The organism is Novosphingobium pokkalii, from assembly GCF_014652855.1.
Lineage (GTDB): Bacteria > Pseudomonadota > Alphaproteobacteria > Sphingomonadales > Sphingomonadaceae > Novosphingobium > Novosphingobium pokkalii.
In genome coordinates this window covers 52,153-68,325 of the sequence record NZ_BMZP01000019.1, presented here as the reverse complement: position 1 = coordinate 68,325, position 16,173 = coordinate 52,153, and the positions used below count along the sequence as shown (strand labels likewise).

The following is a 16,173-nucleotide window of genomic DNA, read 5'->3' as shown; positions in this document are numbered from 1 at the left end:
GTTCATCGAACAGACATATTCGGGGCGAGCCAGCCAGATGACACGCGACCTTTCCACTTCCTTGCGGCGCGCCACCCCTGTTGCAGGGGCCGTGCTTGATTTCTTCGGCGCAGATGCGGGCGCCCGCGCGCCGGCTCGCCGCCTGGCGCTGATCGGCGGATTTGCGCCGCGCAAATGCGGCATTGCCACGTTCACCACCGACGTGTTCGAGCAATTGGCGCTGCACCATCCCGAGCTTTCGGTCGATCTGCATGTGATCGACAGCCCGACCGAGCCGCTGACGTATCCCGAGGCGCGCAGCGTGATCCGCGCCGACCAGCCCGAGGATTACCGCATCGCAGCGCGGCGTATCAATGAAGATGCCGTCGATGCGGTGTGGCTTCAGCACGAATACGGCATCTTCGGCGGCGATTGCGGCGCCATGGTGCTGGAACTGGTAGACCGTATCGCGGCGCCGCTCATCGTCACGCTGCACACCGTGCTGGCGCAGCCCTCGGCCCAGCAGCGCGCCGTGCTCGATCATATCCTGGATCGCGCCAGCGGCGTGATGGTGATGAGCGAGCATGGCCGCGACCTGCTGGAGCAGGTCTACGGCGTTGAGCCGGCGCGGGTGACGATCATCGCCCATGGTGCGCCCGATCGTCCGTTTGGCCGCAACGCCGATTTCAAGGCACGCGCGGGCCTTGCCGGCAAGAACGTGATCATGACCTTCGGCCTGCTGGGACAGGGCAAGGGGCTGGAAACCGCGATCGAGGCGCTGCCCGCGATCGTGGCCGCCCATCCCGACACGGTTTATCGCATCGTCGGCGCCACGCACCCCAATCTGGTCGCTGCCGAAGGCGAAGCCTATCGCGACAGCCTGATGGCGCTGGCCCGCGACCTGGGTGTGGCCGATCACGTGCTGTGGGACAATCGCTTCCTCGAAACGAGCGAACTGCTCGACCAGCTCGAAGCCTGCGACATCTATCTCACGCCCTACCCCAATCTCCAGCAATCCACGTCCGGCACGCTCAGCTATGCCGTCGCGCTGGGCAAGGCGGTGGTGTCCACGCCTTATCTGCACGCGCGCGAACTGCTGGCCGATGGCGTCGGCGCGCTGGTGCCGCCGCGCTCGGCTGCGGCCCTGGCCGAAGCGGTCAACGGCCTGCTCGGCGATCCGGCCGCGCTCGATGCCATGCAGCGCCGGGCCTATGCGCGAGGCCGCGAAACCATCTGGCCGCGCTTTGCCGAACGCTGCGCCGATCTGGTCAAGACCGTGGTGGCCGATGCGCCGCAGCACATTCCGCTGACCGCCACGCCCGGCGCCAGTGGTGTCTGGGCCATGTGCGACAGCACCGGCATGCTCCAGCACGGCATCGGCGTGGTGCCCGATCGGCGCCATGGCTATTGCCTGGACGACAATGTGCGCGCGCTGATGCTGATGGGCGTGGCCGATGGCCTGCCGCTGGCCGAGCGGCAGCGCTGGGCGACGGTCTTTGCCTCGTTCATCCAGCATGCCTGGAACCCGGAAGCCGGCCGTTTCCGCAACTTCATGGCATTCGATCGTTCGTGGTGCGAGGATGTGGGCTCGGAAGACAGCAATGGTCGCGCGCTCTGGGTGCTGGGCCATGCCGTGGCCCATGCACCCGACGCCGGGCTCAAGGCCTGGGCGCGCCAGTGGTATGACGTGGTGCTCGGCCCGCTCAGCGCGGTGGAATATCCACGCAGCATGGCCTTTGCCATGCTCGGGGCGGCGCATGTGTTGGCGGTGGAGCCCGATCACCGCCCCAGCCGCGAACTGGTCGAGCGGGGCGGCGCGCTGCTCCATGCGCTGCTGGCGCAGGGGCGCCGGCCGGACTGGGCCTGGTTCGAGGCCATGCTCGGCTATGACAATCCACGCCTGCCCGAAGCACTGATCCGCGCAGGCCATCTCATGAACCGGGCAGACTGGCTGGAAAGCGGGCTGGAAGCGCTGCGGTTCATCGTGTCGCAACAGACCACCGCCACAGGTCAGTTCCGTGCGATCGGTTCGGAAACCTTCACCCAGCCCCATGCCGTGTCCTATGAAGCCAAGCCGTTTGACCAGCAGCCGCTGGAAGCCTGGGCGGCGGTGGAAGCCTGTGCCGCGGCATGGCATGCGCAGGCCGCCATGGATCATGGCGATACGGCGTCTCGTGCGCTGTGGCGCAGCCATGCCCAGGCGGCCTATCGCTGGTTCCTGGGCGCCAACGACCGCGGCGTGGCGCTGGGCGACCTGGTCACCGGGCGCTGCCGCGACGGCATCACACCGCGCGGGGTCAATGCCAATTGCGGGGCCGAATCGATCCTGGCGTTCCAGTTGGCGCACTATGCCCTGGCCGGGCTGGAACGCGCTGCGGGGCCGCGCGTTGGCAGCGAAACCGCTGCCCTTGCGCCGCAGCCGATCCTGGCGCAACCCTTTGGTCCATCCAGCAAGGTAAGGAGTGTCCTTGGCGACCGAGCCTACAGATCCCAGCCTCAAGCCGGCCAGCCCGTCGTCGGTCAACAGCGGCTTGCGAATTCTTGAGCAACGGCTTCATGCCGATCCCTCGCGCGTCGTGCTGCGGCCCTTTCACCTGGGCTGGCAGGGCGGCGCCGGCGGGGGATCGCGCGCCGCGCGCCTGGTGCAGGACGTGCTGTCCCTGGGCGAGGCCGAAGCGGCCGAGGAATATGCCCGCGTGCTCCACGATTTCGAGGAGCGGCACTGGCAGACCGAGCAACTGTTCGAGGAACGCTATGACGAAGTGCGCGACGCACTCGATCTGGAAGACGCGGCCATCCCGCAGGTGCGCCGCCGCCTGATCGGCGCCTATTTCTGCCACGAATACACCTATGCCGCCGCTGCGCTGATGAATCCGTCCATCGTGCCCCATCCCGACCAGTCGGGCATGATGGATGGCGCGGTGCGTTTCGTGATGAGCCTGCGCGCGGTGGGCGAAGGGCACATCAGCTCGATCGTGTTCCGCGAAGGGCTGGCGCACGAGGACGGCTCGTTCCAGCTCTGGCCGCAAAGCGCCTTTGCCACGGCCATGCTGCCCGACAGCGCCGCGCCGCCGGCCGGGGACCAGGCCGTCATGCTGCATCGCCACGCCGAAAGCAGCCTGTCGAACAGCGTGATCTTTCCGGTGACGGAGCAGCAGCGCGGCGGGCTCGAAGACCTGCGCCTGGTGCGCTTCGATCATGGCGGCGGCGATTACGAATGGATCGGCACCTATACCGCCTATTCCGGCAGCTCGATCCGCTCGGAACTGCTGCGCACCCGCGATTTCCGCCATTTCCGGCTGGAGCCGATTCTCGGCCGGGCCGGGCGCAACAAGGGCATGGCGCTGTTTCCGCAAGCGATCGATGGCGGCTATGCCATGGTCGGTCGGCAGGATGGCAAGAACCTGTTCCTGCTGCGCTCGGATCGGCTGGATTGCTGGGACGACGATGGCGTGCTGCTGATGGAGCCGAAATTCCCATGGGAATTCGTGCAGATCGGCAATTGCGGCAGCCCGATCCTGACCGAGCATGGCTGGCTGCTGCTCACCCACGGGGTGGGCGCGATGCGCAAGTATGCGCTGGGCTGCGCGCTGCTCGATCGCGACGATCCGGCCAAGGTCATCGCCCGCAGCAAGGTGCCGCTGCTCACCGCGATCGATGCCGATCGCTATGGCTACGTGCCCAACGTGGTCTATACCTGCGGCGCGCTGATGGTGGGGGAAAGCCTGCTGGTGCCTTATGGAATTTCGGACAGCGCGGTGGGCTTTGCCACGATCGAGGTGGCCGACATTCTCAAGCTGATGGAATGAGAAGGCTTGCGTGGCGGGCGATCATCGCGGCAAGAACAGCCGCATGATCGCCCAGACCATCCAGTTGTCGCTTGCCCCGGTGTTCGTGCTCGTGGCGATCGGCAACATCATGAACATCCTCACCACGCGCCTGGGCCGGATCGTCGACCGGTCGCGCCATCTCCAGGTGCTGCACGCCGAAACCACCGGCGCGGCGCACGACGCGGTGGTGGTGGAAATGCGCTATGTCGACCGGCGCATCCAGTTGATCGGCCGCGCCCTGCTGTTGCTGGTGCTGTCGGGCCTGGGCATCGGGGTGACGGTTGGCTCGCTGTTCTTCAGCCAGATGACCGGCATCGCCCATCTGGGCGACGTGACCGCCACCACGTTCTTCCTGTCGATCGCGCTGCTGATGATCGCGCTGATCTATCTCCTGCTCGAAACCCGGATGGTGGCCAGCACGCTGCGCCTGCCGCCCGAGTTCCTGGAGCTGGAACGGAAGGATTTGTAAGAGGTTCAGGCGAGCAGTTTCTCACCCTTTTCGCGGATCATGCTTTCGATCATGCCCCGCGCAAAGCCAAGGCCGGCGGGCACTTCCACGTCGAACAGCACCTGGCTCTCTTCCAGCGTGACCTGGCTGGGAATGGTAAAGCCCATGGCCGAGACCGTCATGGTCAGGTGATCATCGTCGATCCACTGTGTCTCGACCTGCGCCATGCCGCCGATCAATTCGCTCGCCTTGCCCGATGCATCGCCCAGGCGGCTTTTCAGGCGGGTACGGACTTCATCCTTGCCAAGGGAATGGGGCAGGGCAATGCGCATCACTTCTTCTCCACGGGCGGGGCCAGTTCGGGCGCGCCTTCCAGCGCATCGCCATAGCGATAGTCAAGATAGCGGCCACGAATGGCCAGGGCATCGATGTCTCCGGCGGCAAGCTGGCGGGTGATCTGGTCGATCTCTCCGCTGATCTTGGCCAGGCCATCGGCCAGTTGCTGATCGGCGTTGCGGCCACCGCGCTGTTCCTGCCGCAGGTGCGCGGGGATGCGCCGCCAGGCTTCGACCATGCCGGGCAGGTGTTCGCCCACCAGGCTGCGCACTTCGGCCACGGCCGGCTGGCCGGTGTCGATCCCTTCGAGCTGCACGCCCAGCCCGTCGAGCTGCGCGCCGATCTGGTCCACCAGCCGCACCGCCGGGGCGGGCAGGGCAGGGGCCTGCGCTTCCAGCCACAATTGCGTCCGGCCCACCATGGTGCGCACGTCACCCCGGTTGATGGTGGCCAGGTCCGGCACCTTGAGCCGGGGATACGTGGCAAAGAAGCCCAGCACGCCGATCACCGCCAGCACGGTGAGCAGCAGGCCGAGCAGGCCGATGCCATCGATCACCAGCCCCACCGCCATCGCCGCCAGCAGCACCACGCCCACCGCCATGGCCATGCGCGCGGCTTTCTTCGCCACGTGCTGCCGCTTGATCTCGGCCGAGCGCGCGCCGATCGAGCGGCGCCTTCCCCCCGCTCGCTGATGCGCCAGGCTGGCGCGCGCCTCGCGCAGGATTTGGTCGGATCGGGATGTGGTCATGACTGGGCCTGTCTTGCGGATATGTCGGTTCCTGGCTTCCACCACCCCCCGACCCCCTCCTCTGAAGAGGAGGGGGAGCACGGAGAGCCATAAAGCCCCCTCCTCTTCAGAGGAGGGGGTTGGGGGTGGTGGAAATCCCGCACGAGGGTGGCAGGCATCACCCCTCCAGGCTGAGCAGCGAGGGCGCGCTGGCCTGGGTGGTGTTCTTGGCCGCGCCTTCGGCCCGGGCGATATAGCCCTTGGACTTTTCCACTTCGCCCGAAAGCGTGTCCACGGTCTGCTTCATTGCGTCCAGCGCCTTGAGCTTGAACGTGTCGATCGTGTCCATCGTGTCATAGATGTTCTGGAACGCGCGTTGCAGGGTTTCGAGCGGGATCGTGCTGGAGGCGGCCATCTCGTGGATGCGGCCGGTCTGTTCGCGCAGCAGCTTGCCGGTGGAATCGATGATGTTGGCCGTGGTGGTGTTGAGCGCGGTGATCTGTTCGAGCACCAGGCGCTGGTTGGTCATGGCCTGGGCGACGGTCACGGCGGTGCGCAGCGCGGCCACGGTGGTGGTGCTGGCGCGATCGACGCCCTTGACCAGTTCCACGTTGTTCTTCTTGACCAGGTCGAGCGCGAGGTAGCCCTGCACCGTCACCGCCATCTGCGTGAGCAGATCCTGCAGGCGCTGGCGGGTATAGAACAGCGCGCTCTCGCGGATCGCCTTGGCCTTGGCCGGGTCGCTGTGGTCAAGATCGGCGGCGGCATCTTCCAGCTTGGTGTCGAGCAGGCGGGCGATGGTGATCATCTGCTCGAGCTGGCCCATCGCGTCCCACAGCTTCTGCCGCTCCACGTCGATCGCGGCATTGTCCATCAGCAGTTCGTACTTGCCGGCGGCCAGCCGCTCGAGGATCGCCTTGATGTGCCCCTGGGCCGAGACATAGCCGTCGAAATACTTCTTCATGCTGTTGCCGAAGGGGATGATGCCCAGGATCTTGCGCGGGCCGGAGAGCGCGCCCTTGCGCGCGGGATCGAGGTCTTCGATCGTGCGGCGCAACTGCGCCAGATCGGCGCCCACGCCCGAATCCTTGTCCATCGCCCGAATGGGGCGATCAAGGAAGCGGTTCGACATGCCCGCCGCCTGGGCGATTTCCTTGCGGCCCATCGCGGTCAACTGGTCCACCCGCTTGCCGAACTCGGGGCTGGCCGCATCCTGCGCCAGTAGTTCGGCGAGGAAGGCATCGGCCTTGGCTTCCAGCTTGCCGCGTGTTTCCTCGGCCACGGGGACGAGGCCAGCGGCCTGCTGCGGCGCCACCACCGGCACGGGATCGGGCGGCGTCAGCGTGATGCCGGGCGCCTGGTCTGCGAGCGAAGCGGAAGAGGTCGAGGCCATGAAGCGATCCTGTCTTGCGTCTGCGGCGGCTGGAAAAGCGCTGCCGCGCTGGAAAGATGGCCCCGGCCCGGCCGCGGTGCAAGCCGCTATCGGATGAACGGTCCACCGGTTTCGCCCGGCGACGCGCCAGGCAGGGTTAACGCCGGGCCTCTGCCGCCCTCCGCACCGCTGCGGAAAGCGCTGGCAAGCCAACGTGAAAGCCTGGGCGATAGAGCAGCCCGATCGCCTTGCGTGCCGGCCTTCGGGCACCCGGCCACGGCAACCATGCCGGCAGGGCGCAGGGGGTTGCCTTGCGATGCCGGGGATTGTGCTAAGGGAAATGACAGGGGCCGATGCCCGCGCCAGGCCTCCCGGCTCGCTTGCCGGCGGCGTGTTGGCCGGCGTGGCGCTGATCCTGCTCGCGATGTTGTTGTCCAGCGTGGTCTTCTCGGTGGTGCGCGCCGATCGCTATATCCGCGAGGCGGCAGTCCATCGCGGGCACAGCGCGCTGGACCTGCTGGCCACGCTGCATGTGCAATCGATGCTCAACCGCCGCTCTCTGGGTGATGACGATGGTGCCACGCGGGCATTCGATGCCACGCTGGCAGCCTATTCGCACGACACCCGCGACGTGCGCGTGTGGATGGCGATGAGCCCGCAGACGCTATACTGGCAATCGCGCCGGGGCGCCGGCACGATGGAACTGCCGCAAGACCGGCTGGACCACTCCGCCATTGCCGCCCGCCGCGATCTGGTCGAAGTGGTCGGCACCTCGGTGCGCCTGGTTCGCCCGGTGATTCTGGGAGAGGGCATCGCCGCCGACCGCCGCTGCGTGGCCTGTCACACCGCCGGGCCGGGTGCGGCGCGCAAGGGGCAGGTGATCGGGCTCTACAGCGCGCAAGTGAGCATGGTGGCCGACCGGGCGCGCTGGCGCGCCGCATTCCTGCGCGAGGTGATCTGGCTGGTCTGCGTGGCGCTGGCGGCGCTGCTGGCGCTGGCGCTGTGGCTGCGTCGCGCGCTGTTGCGTCCGCTGCGCCGAGTGGAGCGGCTGGCCCTGCGCATGGCCCATGGCCATATCGATCGCCCGATCGAGGGATTGCACACCAGCCACGAATTCGGCCGCATCGGCAGCGCGTTGGAACAGTTCCGCCAGGCCTTGGTGCAAAAGCGCGCGCTGGCCGAATACAATGCGTTCCTGGCCACCCACGATGCCCTCACCGGCCTGCCCAACCGCGCCGCCTTTGCCGAACGGCTGCGCCAGCTTCTGGTCGAGGCGGGCAGCGCACGGGCGCGGGCGGAACCGCTTCCGGCCACGCTGTGCGTGATGATCGACCTCGTGCGGTTCAAGGCGATCAATGATCGCCACGGGCGCGAGGCGGGCGACGCGGTGTTGTGCACGCTGGCCCGTGCGCTGCGCCAGGCCTTGCTGCCCGGTGAGCATGTCGCGCGGCTGCATGGCGATGAATTCGCCGCCTGCCGCCTGGTTGCCGGCCCGGCCGAGATCGAGGAATTTCTCGCCCGGCTGCGGCGCGCGCTGGCTACGCCGCTGCACGATGGCGACATGGTGATCGGCACGGGGGGCAGCATCGGCTATGCCCTGGCGCCCGAGGACGGCGCCTGCGTCGACGAGCTGATGGGCAACGCGGACCTGGCGATGCGCCGGGCCAAGGCCGATCCGCACGTGCCCCACGCGCGCTATGATTCGCGCATGGACGAACCTTCGCGCACCCGCGTCGCCCTGCTCGACGATCTCGCCCAGGCGCTGACGCGCGGCGAAATCCAGGTGCACTACCAGGCGCAGCACGACACGATGACCGGCGCTGTGGTCGGCTATGAAGCGCTGGCGCGCTGGACCCACCCGCAGCGCGGGGCGATCAGCCCGGCGGTGTTCATTCCCCTGGCCGAGGAAACCGGGCTGATCGACGCGATCGGCGCTTTCGTGCTGCGCGAGGCCTGCCAGCTCGCCGCGCGCGAGCCACAGCCGGTGCGCGTGGCGGTCAACGTTTCGGCGGTGCAACTGTGCGATCCCCGGTTCGACCGGCTGGTGCACCAGATCCTGGTCGATACCGGCCTTTCCCCGGCGCGGCTGGAACTGGAACTGACCGAGACCGCGCTGATCACCCATCGCGACCGCGCGCTGCATGCGATGCGGCGCCTCAAGGCGCTGGGCGTGCAGATCGCGGTGGATGATTTCGGGGTGGGCTATTCCTCGCTGGAGGCGATCAACCTGTTCCCGATCGACAAGATCAAGATCGATCGCTCGTTCGTGACGACTTACGATGTCGAACCCAAGGGGCGCATGCTGCTCAAGGCGATCATCACCATCGGCGAATCCTTGCAGGTGCCGATCCTGGCCGAAGGGGTGGAGACGCCGGCGCAGCTTGCCTTCCTGCGCTCGGTGGGCTGCACCCAGGTCCAGGGCTTCCTGCTCGACCATCCCCGCCGGCGCGAGCATCTGCCGCTCGACGAGGAACGGGATGGAGATGGGGTGGCCGAGGTCGCCTGAGCCGCCCTTTCGGGCCGCTCGACAGGCGCGGGCGGTGCGCGCACACCGGCGCGATGATGCAGCAAGGCAGAAAAGTCGCCGTGTTCGGCGCTTCGGGCGGGATCGGTGCGGCGCTGGTGGCGGCGCTGGCGATGCGCGAGGATGTCGCGGTGGTCCATGCCGGGGCACGGCACCCGGTGGCCGCTACCGATACGGTACGCCCTTTCACGTTCGATTATGGCGACGCGGCGAGCGTCGCGAGTGCGTGCGCGGGTCTGGCCCACGATGGCCCGCTCGACATGGTGCTGGTCGCCACCGGGCGCCTGACCCTGGCCGATGGCACGCCGCCGGAAAAGAGCGTCCGTGCGCTGGCCGCCCCCGCGCTGGCGGAGCAGTTTGCCGTCAACGCCATCGGCCCGGCACTGGTCATGGCCCAGGCCCCGGCGCTGTTGCCGCGCGATCGGCGCGGCGTCTTCGCCGTGCTTTCTGCCCGGGTGGGATCGATTTCCGACAATCGGCTGGGCGGCTGGCACGGCTATCGCGCGGCCAAGGCGGCGCTCAACATGCTGATGCGCGGCCTCTCCATCGAACTGGCCCGCAGCCATCCCCAGGCGGTAGTCGCCGCGCTGCATCCCGGCACGGTGGACACGCCGCTATCGGCCCCGTTCCAGCGCGGGGTGAAGCCGGAAAAGCTGTTCACCCCGGCCCATTCAGCCGGGGCCATGCTGGATGTGCTTGATGGCCTTGGTCCGGCCGACAGTGGCAAGCTGTGGGCCTGGGATGGCGCGGAAATTCCGTTCTGAGGCCAACAGCCCCTTCCCCCGCCCCCCTCCCGCAAGCGGGAGGGGGAGAGGAAGGAAAGCTCCCCTCCCGCGTGCGGGAGGGGTTGGGGGAGGGCCTGTTACCCTTCCCGCCCCGCGATCAAGCCGCCAGGCTATACGGCTCGATCTCGCCCGAAAGGTACAGCTTCTTGGCCTTGGCGCGGGAGAGCTTGCCCGAGCTGGTGCGGGGCAGGGTGCGCGGCGGCACGAGTTCGACCACGCAGTTCATGCCGGTGATCGAGCGGACCTTGTCGCGGATCTGGTCGCGCAGCTTCACACGCTCTTCCGGGTCGGACACGCGGCAGTGGACCAGCACGGCGGGCGTTTCCTCACCATTCTCGGTTTCCACCGAGAACGCGGCGATGTCGCCCTGGTGGAAGCCGGGGAGCTGTTCCACGGCCCATTCGATATCCTGCGGCCAGTGGTTCTTGCCGTTGATGATGATCATGTCCTTGGCGCGGCCAACGATGAACAGATAGCCTTGCGCGTTGACATAGCCCATGTCGCCAGTATCGAGCCAGCCATCGACCATGCAGGCATCGGTCGATTCCGGATCGCGGAAGTATGAGTGCATGACCGAGGAACCACGGCACCACACCTTGCCGATGTGATGGTGCTCCAGCACTTCGCCATTCTCGCCGCGAATCGCCACTTCCATGCCCAGCACGGGCAGGCCGCAGTTGACGATCGCGCGATAGCGGGCCGGGCGCGACAGGTCGCGCGGGCTGCCCGACAGGCGCTCTTCCTCCACCAGTTCCACGCGGATGCCTTCGCCCGGCGGCATGATGGTGACGGCCAGGGTCGCTTCGGCCAGGCCATAGCTCGGCAGGAACGCGCTGGCCTTGAACCCGGCGTCGGCAAAGGCATTGACGAAGCCCTGCATCACGTCGGGGCGGATCATGTCGGCGCCGTTGCCGGCCACGCGCCAGCGCGACAGGTCGAACCGGTCGGCCACGTTGGTCTGGCTGGAAATGCGGCGGGCGCAGATGTCATAACCGAAGGTCGGCGAATAGGACAGCGTGGTGCCCTGGTTGCGGCTGATCAGATCGAGCCAGGCCAGCGGGCGGCGGGCAAAGTCCTCGGTCTTGAGGTAATCGACCGAAACCTGGTTGGCGATCGGCGAGAGGAAGCAGCCGACCAGGCCCATGTCGTGATACCACGGCAGCCAGCTCACGCAGCGATCGCCGTCGCCGATTTCCATGCCGTGCGAATGGCCCGCTAGGTTGGCCAGCAGCGCACGGTGGGTAACGGCAACGCCATGGGGAAAGCGGGTCGAGCCGCTGGAATACTGGAGGTAGCAGATCGCATCGGGATCGGCCTGGGGCAGATCGGCATCAGACAGCGCGCCGGCATCGAATTCGGCCCAGCTCAGCCCCGGGCAGCCCTGGCGCGCGGCGGCCTGGCCGCACATCTCTGCCAGTTCGTCGGGGTAGACCAGCATGACCGGGTCGGAGCTGGCAAGCTGCACGGCCAGTTGGTCGATGTAGTTTTCCTTGCCGCCAAAGCTGGTGGGCAGGGGCAGCGGCACTGGCCAGGCGCCGGCATAGACCGCGCCGCAGAACAGCGCGGCAAATTCCGGGCCGGTTTCGGCGATCAGGGCCAGGCGATCGCCCGGCTTCACACCGCGCGCCACCAGGCGCCGCGCCGCCACCAGCGCATCGCTGCGCAGTTGGGCGAACGGATAGACCTGCTTGAGGGTGCCGCGCGGATCGTGGAAGTTGAACCCGCGTTCGCCCTGGGCGGCATAGTCCAGCGCATCGCAGAACGTGGCAAAATCCGCATAACGGCGCGGCTGCGCATCGTCGTTGGGCGTTGGAACAAGGGCCATCTTTTCTGCGACGGCGGCCGAAACGGTCATGCGAAACCCCAGGAATGGACTATGGTATCTGTCACCGCCGCCCACTTCTGCATTGTGCAGTGAATGGTGGCTGACTGGTTTTGGGCTCCTTGCCGGGGGAACGCCGTGGCGCAACCCCCAATGGTCAAGAATCCGCAAACCCAGGTTCTCATTTAATCCGGAGTGTGGCACGAATATGGCGTGAACCGCCCTGATGTACCAGATCGTCGCAAGCCGCGTGCCGTCCGTCCCCTCGATGCGGCCCAGCTTGACGAACTGGCCCTGGGCTATGTCGCCCGCTTTGCCACGAGCACCGGCAAGCTGGCGGCCTATCTCAATCGCAAGCTGCGCGAACGGGGGTGGCACGAGGAGGCGCCCGATCTTGCCGAGATCGTTGGCACGATCGTCGCCCGCATGGCGGCGGCGGGCTATGTCAGCGACGAAGGCTATGCCCGCATGCGCGGGGCCAGCCTGCGCCGCCGCGGGCTGGGCGCCCGGCGCATCGCGCAGGATCTGGGCCAGGCGGGCATCGCCGCCGATCTGCGCGACGAGGCGCTGGGTTCGCAGCGCGAGGCGCGCGCCGCCGCGCTCGCCCTTGCACGCAAGCGACGGCTGGGGCCGTTCGGCCCGCGTGACGAAGCCGGGCGGATCGATCCCGCCTTGCGGGAAAAGCAGGTGGCCACGTTCCTGCGGGCGGGGCACCCCCTTGCCATGGCGCGCGCGCTGGTCAATGCAGCGGGCGAACGCGAAGCGGAAGACTGGGTTTATGAAGCAGACGATTAAGACGGGTCTGATGGGCGCGGTGCTGGCGCTGGCCGGTGGCATGATGGCCTGTTCGCCGGCCACGGCCGATGCCGGCCACCACAAGTCCGATGCCCTCGCCGCGCCCTCGGGCGCCGCGACGGTGCACCCGATCTCGGGCCTCAAGGTCATTCCCCTGGCCATCGCCACCAAGACCGGCCGCCACGAATTCCGCGTGGAAGTGGCCGTGACCGGCGAAGAGCAGGAAAAGGGCCTGATGTTCCGCACCGCGATGGGCGCGGACGAAGGCATGATCTTCCCCATGGAGCCGCCGCGCATGGCTGCGTTCTGGATGAAGAACACGGTGATCCCGCTCGACATCATCTTCATCGGCGCCAACCACCGCGTGCTCAACGTGGCGGCCAATGCCGTGCCCTATGACCTGACCCCGCTCCCATCCACCGGGCCGGCGGCGGCCGTGCTCGAACTCAACGGCGGCCGCGCCGCGCAGATCGGGCTCAAGCCGGGCGACCGCATCGCCTGGTAAGTGTCACACGGCAAGGGTCTGCAAGCCTCACCGGCGATCAACAGCACCCTTGCCGACTCCCCCTTTCAGGCGCTAGGGGCGAAAGGCCCGTCAGCGGCGGGCTGCAACTGGAATAAGAGCTTCATGAGCATTCTTGGCAAGATCTTCACCTGGTGGAACGGCGCCACCTTCGGCACCCTGCTCGACAGCGCGCGCCATGGCGAGCTGGTGGGTCACGATGCCCAGGGCAACAAGTATTACCGCGCCAAGAAGCCCTATCCCAAGGGTCACCCGTTCCAGGGGCGCGAGCGCCGCTGGGTGATCTACAACGGCGCCAACGATGCCAGCCGCGTGCCGGCCGAATGGCATGGCTGGCTGCACGGCTCGCTCGATGGCGTGCCGGAAAGCAACCTGCCGCCGCCGCGCATCTGGGAAGTGGAATTCACGCCCAATGCCACCGGCACGGCGAAGGCCTATCGCCCGCAGGGCGCGCTGGAGCGGGGCGGCCATCGCGCCGCCGCCACCGGCGATTACGAAGCCTGGTCGCCCGAAGGCTGATGCCCATCCGCGCGCCGTCGGTTGCGGTCTTGCGGGCCGGCGGCGTGCTGTTGCTGGCCGCCGCCCTGGCCGGCTGCAACCGCGAACCGGCGGAAACCGCGCCTCCCGGGGAAGCCACCGCTGCCGCCCCGATGCCGGCGGCCAGTGGCGGCCCGGCCGAAAGCGACTATGGCACGCCGGTCAAGGATCGCGTCGCCACGCTCGGTTTCCTCAACAAGCGCAACAACATCACGCAGGATATCGTGCTGCGTTCGGGCGAGGCCAAGCGCATCGGCAATGCCATCGTGCGCCTTGCCACCTGCGAGCGCACCGCGCCGTGGGAGGATCCGGCCGAAACCGGCGCCTTCGTCCAGCTCTATGTCGAAGAGCGCGCCACCACCGAGCAGAAGCTGACCTGGCACAAGGTCTTTTCCGGCTGGCTGTTCAAGAATTCACCGTCGCTCAACGTGGTCGAGCACCCGGTCTATGATGTCTGGGTCAAGGACTGCGCGATGAAGTTCCCCGGCGAGGAAGACAGCCCCGCCTCGGCCGCTGCTGCCAGGAGCGCGGCAAAGCCGGCCGGCAAGCCCGCTGCTCCGGCCGCAGAGCCGGACGATACCGCACCGGCCGACGACGCGCCGGTGGTGGAAGATGGCGGCACGCCGGGCGATTCGACCACCGAATAACGCCCGGCCTCGTCCAGCAGGGCAAGGTATTCGGCCTGGGGAATCTCGATCGCGCCCAGCGAGGCGAGATGGGGTGTGGAAAACTGGCAATCGAGCAGCATGGCCCCGGCCCGGCGCAGCGCGGCGACCAGCCAGGCGAGCGCCACTTTCGAGGCATCGCTCTGCCGGCTGAACATGCTTTCGCCACAGAACACGCGGGCAAAGCCCACGCCATAAAGGCCGCCGACCAGCGCGCGCTCGCCTTGCGCGTCCACCGCCCAGGTCTCGATCGAATGAGCATGGCCCATGGCATGCAGCGTGCGATAGCTGTCGCGGATGCGCTGCGAAATCCAGCTATCCTGCGCCCCGGCGCGCGGCGCGGCGCACGAATCGATCACCGCATCGAACGCCGCATTGCAGGTCACCACAAAGCGCCCGCGCCGCAGCGTGCGCGCCAGCGAATGCGAGCAGTGGAACCCGTCGAGCGGCAGGATCGCGCGCAGGCGCGGCTCCACCCAATAGATTTCAGGGTCGTCGCGGCTATCGGCCATGGGAAAGATCCCGGCACGATAGGCCCTGAGCAGAAGATCGGGCGGGATGATGGAACTGTGGGTTTGCAACATGACGGTTGAAAATCTTCATCCGCCGGTTGCACTGCCCGCGTCAACCCACTAAGGGGCCGTCACCAGCACAGGAGTGTAGCTCAGTTGGTAGAGCATCGGTCTCCAAAACCGAGGGCCGGGGGTTCGAGTCCCTCCACTCCTGCCATCATCGCGCGATGATGGCTGACGCGAAAAAGGCCGCCAGCCCCACCGGGTTGGCGGCCTTTTTCGCATTGTGCCGCCCGGCCCACGGCGTGCCTGTCGTCCACCCTTGCCAAGCGGCGCGCTTCGCCCTAGATACGCTGCATCTTCCGACATCGGAGCCTTGACCTGCCCCTCCCGGACCTGTCCGGGGCGGCGATGGCCCCTAGGCGGAAGCGACGAGATTCATTCAGGCAGCGAAGGCGGCACGGAAAATGGCCAAGACCAGCCCCGGCGAATTCTTCAATCAGGTGAAGGCGGAAGCGCGCAAGGTGGTGTGGCCCACGCGCCAGGAAACCACCACCACGGCGATTTTCGTCGGCGTCATGATGCTGATCCTGGCGGTGTTCTTCCTGGGCATCGACAGCGTGTTCGGCATGATCGTCCAGTGGCTGCTCAAGCTGGCCTGACCCGTAGACCCCTTCGCACATAGAGACGCATTATGGCCCGCTGGTACATCATCCACGCCTATTCCGGCTTTGAAAACAAGGTCCGCGAATCGATCATCGCCGAAGCCGAGCGCATTGGCCTGTCGCAACTGGTCGAAGCGGTGGAAGTGCCCACCGAAACCGTGACCGAAGTGAAGCGTGGCAAGAAGGTCTCGGTGGAGCGCAAGTTCATGCCGGGCTACGTGCTGGCCAAGCTGGCGATGAACGACGATATCTATCACCTCGTCAAGAACACGCCCAAGGTCACCGGCTTCCTCGGCCATAACGGCAAGCCGCAGCCGATTTCCGAAAAGGAAGCCGCGCGCTATTTCGGCGCCCGCGAACAGGCCGCGGCCCAGCCCGCCCGCCAGGTCGCCGTGGATTACGAGATCGGCGATTCGGTCAAGGTCAACGCCGGTCCCTTCGCCACGTTCAACGGCGTGGTGGAAGAGCTCGATTTCGACAAGCACCGCGTCAAGGTCTCGGTCTCGATCTTTGGCCGCGCCACCCCGGTGGAACTGGGCTTCGACGAGGTCGAACTGGTCAAGTGATTGCTGCCGGGGCGCCTTGCCCCGGTGGTCCAAGCCAGCCGCCGCCGGGCCTGCCCGCGCGGCGGTTTGCTTTTCCCCGGCAGTTGC

General features: G+C 67.2%; 15 protein-coding genes, 1 tRNA gene and 1 pseudogene. 12 read left to right on the top strand and 5 right to left on the bottom strand.

The features are described from left to right. Positions 1-91: 91 nt before the first annotated feature. From IE191_RS17105 to IE191_RS17095, 3 genes are read left to right on the top strand one after another with little or no spacing between them, the layout of a single operon-like run. Positions 92-2,524 (top strand): glycosyltransferase family 4 protein, encoded by a 2,433-nt coding sequence (locus IE191_RS17105; protein WP_308432934.1) that lies wholly within the window; start codon positions 92-94, stop codon positions 2,522-2,524. After that, positions 2,511-3,788, top strand: coding sequence for a glycoside hydrolase family 130 protein (locus IE191_RS17100; protein ID WP_191325616.1), 1,278 nt, complete (start codon positions 2,511-2,513; stop codon positions 3,786-3,788). The genes IE191_RS17105 and IE191_RS17100 overlap by 14 nt, the downstream gene beginning before the upstream one ends. Before the next feature lie 10 nt (positions 3,789-3,798). After that, positions 3,799-4,278, top strand: coding sequence for a DUF2721 domain-containing protein (locus IE191_RS17095; RefSeq protein ID WP_229815556.1), 480 nt, complete (start codon positions 3,799-3,801; stop codon positions 4,276-4,278). 5 nt (positions 4,279-4,283) lie between these two features. On the opposite strand, the gene IE191_RS17090 is transcribed toward IE191_RS17095, so the two are convergent. The 3 genes from IE191_RS17090 to IE191_RS17080 all read right to left on the bottom strand — a co-directional run bounded on the left by IE191_RS17090 (position 4,284) and on the right by IE191_RS17080 (position 6,713). After that, the gene (locus IE191_RS17090) at positions 4,284-4,589 is read right to left on the bottom strand and encodes a polyhydroxyalkanoic acid system family protein (RefSeq protein ID WP_191325593.1); all 306 of its coding nucleotides are present in this window, start codon (positions 4,587-4,589) and stop codon (positions 4,284-4,286) included. Then, positions 4,589-5,341, bottom strand: a complete 753-nt coding sequence (locus IE191_RS17085) for a hypothetical protein (protein WP_191325592.1) — start codon at positions 5,339-5,341, stop codon at positions 4,589-4,591. Before IE191_RS17085 ends, IE191_RS17090 begins: the two co-directional genes overlap by 1 nt. Positions 5,342-5,498: 157 nt before the next feature. After that, a complete protein-coding gene (locus tag IE191_RS17080) occupies positions 5,499-6,713 on the bottom strand; it encodes a toxic anion resistance protein (protein ID WP_191325591.1) in 1,215 nt (404 codons plus the stop codon). Between the two features lie 319 nt (positions 6,714-7,032). Between IE191_RS17080 and IE191_RS17075 the strand changes: the two genes are divergently transcribed. After that, a complete protein-coding gene (locus tag IE191_RS17075) occupies positions 7,033-9,198 on the top strand; it encodes a putative bifunctional diguanylate cyclase/phosphodiesterase (RefSeq protein ID WP_191325590.1) in 2,166 nt (721 codons plus the stop codon). A 56-nt stretch (positions 9,199-9,254) separates the two neighbouring features. Next, positions 9,255-9,980 (top strand): SDR family NAD(P)-dependent oxidoreductase, encoded by a 726-nt coding sequence (locus IE191_RS17070; protein WP_308432933.1) that lies wholly within the window; start codon positions 9,255-9,257, stop codon positions 9,978-9,980. Positions 9,981-10,098: 118 nt separating this feature from the next. Here IE191_RS17070 and IE191_RS17065 read toward each other — a convergent pair whose 3' ends face one another. After that, complete coding sequence (locus tag IE191_RS17065) at positions 10,099-11,856, bottom strand: fatty acyl-AMP ligase (RefSeq protein WP_191325588.1); 1,758 nt, start codon at positions 11,854-11,856, stop codon at positions 10,099-10,101. Between the two features lie 180 nt (positions 11,857-12,036). Here IE191_RS17065 and IE191_RS17060 point away from each other — a divergent pair, with 180 nt between their 5' ends. The 4 genes and pseudogenes from IE191_RS17060 to IE191_RS17045 form a co-directional block, all read left to right on the top strand. Further along, entirely contained in the window at positions 12,037-12,618 is a 582-nt protein-coding gene (locus IE191_RS17060) for a RecX family transcriptional regulator (RefSeq protein ID WP_229815554.1), read from the top strand. After that, the gene (locus tag IE191_RS17055; protein ID WP_191325586.1) at positions 12,602-13,123 is read left to right on the top strand and encodes a DUF192 domain-containing protein; all 522 of its coding nucleotides are present in this window, start codon (positions 12,602-12,604) and stop codon (positions 13,121-13,123) included. The genes IE191_RS17060 and IE191_RS17055 overlap by 17 nt, the downstream gene beginning before the upstream one ends. Positions 13,124-13,246: 123 nt before the next feature. Then, complete coding sequence (locus tag IE191_RS17050) at positions 13,247-13,660, top strand: NADH:ubiquinone oxidoreductase subunit NDUFA12 (RefSeq protein ID WP_191325585.1); 414 nt, start codon at positions 13,247-13,249, stop codon at positions 13,658-13,660. After that, positions 13,660-14,088 (top strand): annotated as a pseudogene (locus IE191_RS17045) (DUF2155 domain-containing protein); the annotation flags it as partial. The gene IE191_RS17050 and the pseudogene IE191_RS17045, both read left to right, overlap by 1 nt. 35 nt (positions 14,089-14,123) lie before the next feature. On the opposite strand, the gene aat reads toward IE191_RS17045, so the two are convergent. After that, positions 14,124-14,927 carry a leucyl/phenylalanyl-tRNA--protein transferase gene (gene aat / locus IE191_RS17040; protein WP_191325584.1) on the bottom strand — a complete coding sequence of 268 codons (804 nt, stop codon included), beginning with the start codon at positions 14,925-14,927 and terminating at the stop codon, positions 14,124-14,126. 69 nt (positions 14,928-14,996) lie between these two features. Here aat and IE191_RS17035 point away from each other — a divergent pair. The 3 genes from IE191_RS17035 (at position 14,997) to nusG (ending at position 16,086) form a co-directional block, all read left to right on the top strand. Continuing rightward, positions 14,997-15,072: transfer RNA gene (locus IE191_RS17035), tRNA-Trp, on the top strand. 250 nt (positions 15,073-15,322) lie between these two features. Then, positions 15,323-15,517, top strand: coding sequence for a preprotein translocase subunit SecE (gene secE, locus IE191_RS17030; RefSeq protein WP_191325583.1), 195 nt, complete (start codon positions 15,323-15,325; stop codon positions 15,515-15,517). 32 nt (positions 15,518-15,549) lie between these two features. Beyond that, positions 15,550-16,086, top strand: coding sequence for a transcription termination/antitermination protein NusG (gene nusG, locus IE191_RS17025; RefSeq protein WP_191325582.1), 537 nt, complete (start codon positions 15,550-15,552; stop codon positions 16,084-16,086). Positions 16,087-16,173 lie beyond the last annotated feature (87 nt).

What these genes read in the sequence shown, in the direction of transcription:
- IE191_RS17090 (WP_191325593.1), bottom strand. Translation starts at nt 4,589, where the DNA reads ATGCGCATTGCCCTGCCCCATTCCCTTGGCAAGGATGAAGTCCGTACC.
- IE191_RS17085 (WP_191325592.1), bottom strand. Translation starts at nt 5,341, where the DNA reads ATGACCACATCCCGATCCGACCAAATCCTGCGCGAGGCGCGCGCCAGC.
- IE191_RS17080 (WP_191325591.1), bottom strand. Translation starts at nt 6,713, where the DNA reads ATGGCCTCGACCTCTTCCGCTTCGCTCGCAGACCAGGCGCCCGGCATC.
- IE191_RS17075 (WP_191325590.1), top strand. Translation starts at nt 7,033, where the DNA reads ATGACAGGGGCCGATGCCCGCGCCAGGCCTCCCGGCTCGCTTGCCGGC.
- IE191_RS17070 (WP_308432933.1), top strand. Translation starts at nt 9,255, where the DNA reads ATGCAGCAAGGCAGAAAAGTCGCCGTGTTCGGCGCTTCGGGCGGGATC.
- IE191_RS17065 (WP_191325588.1), bottom strand. Translation starts at nt 11,856, where the DNA reads ATGACCGTTTCGGCCGCCGTCGCAGAAAAGATGGCCCTTGTTCCAACG.
- IE191_RS17055 (WP_191325586.1), top strand. Translation starts at nt 12,602, where the DNA reads ATGAAGCAGACGATTAAGACGGGTCTGATGGGCGCGGTGCTGGCGCTG.
- IE191_RS17050 (WP_191325585.1), top strand. Translation starts at nt 13,247, where the DNA reads ATGAGCATTCTTGGCAAGATCTTCACCTGGTGGAACGGCGCCACCTTC.
- aat (WP_191325584.1), bottom strand. Translation starts at nt 14,927, where the DNA reads ATGTTGCAAACCCACAGTTCCATCATCCCGCCCGATCTTCTGCTCAGG.
- secE (WP_191325583.1), top strand. Translation starts at nt 15,323, where the DNA reads ATGGCCAAGACCAGCCCCGGCGAATTCTTCAATCAGGTGAAGGCGGAA.
- nusG (WP_191325582.1), top strand. Translation starts at nt 15,550, where the DNA reads ATGGCCCGCTGGTACATCATCCACGCCTATTCCGGCTTTGAAAACAAG.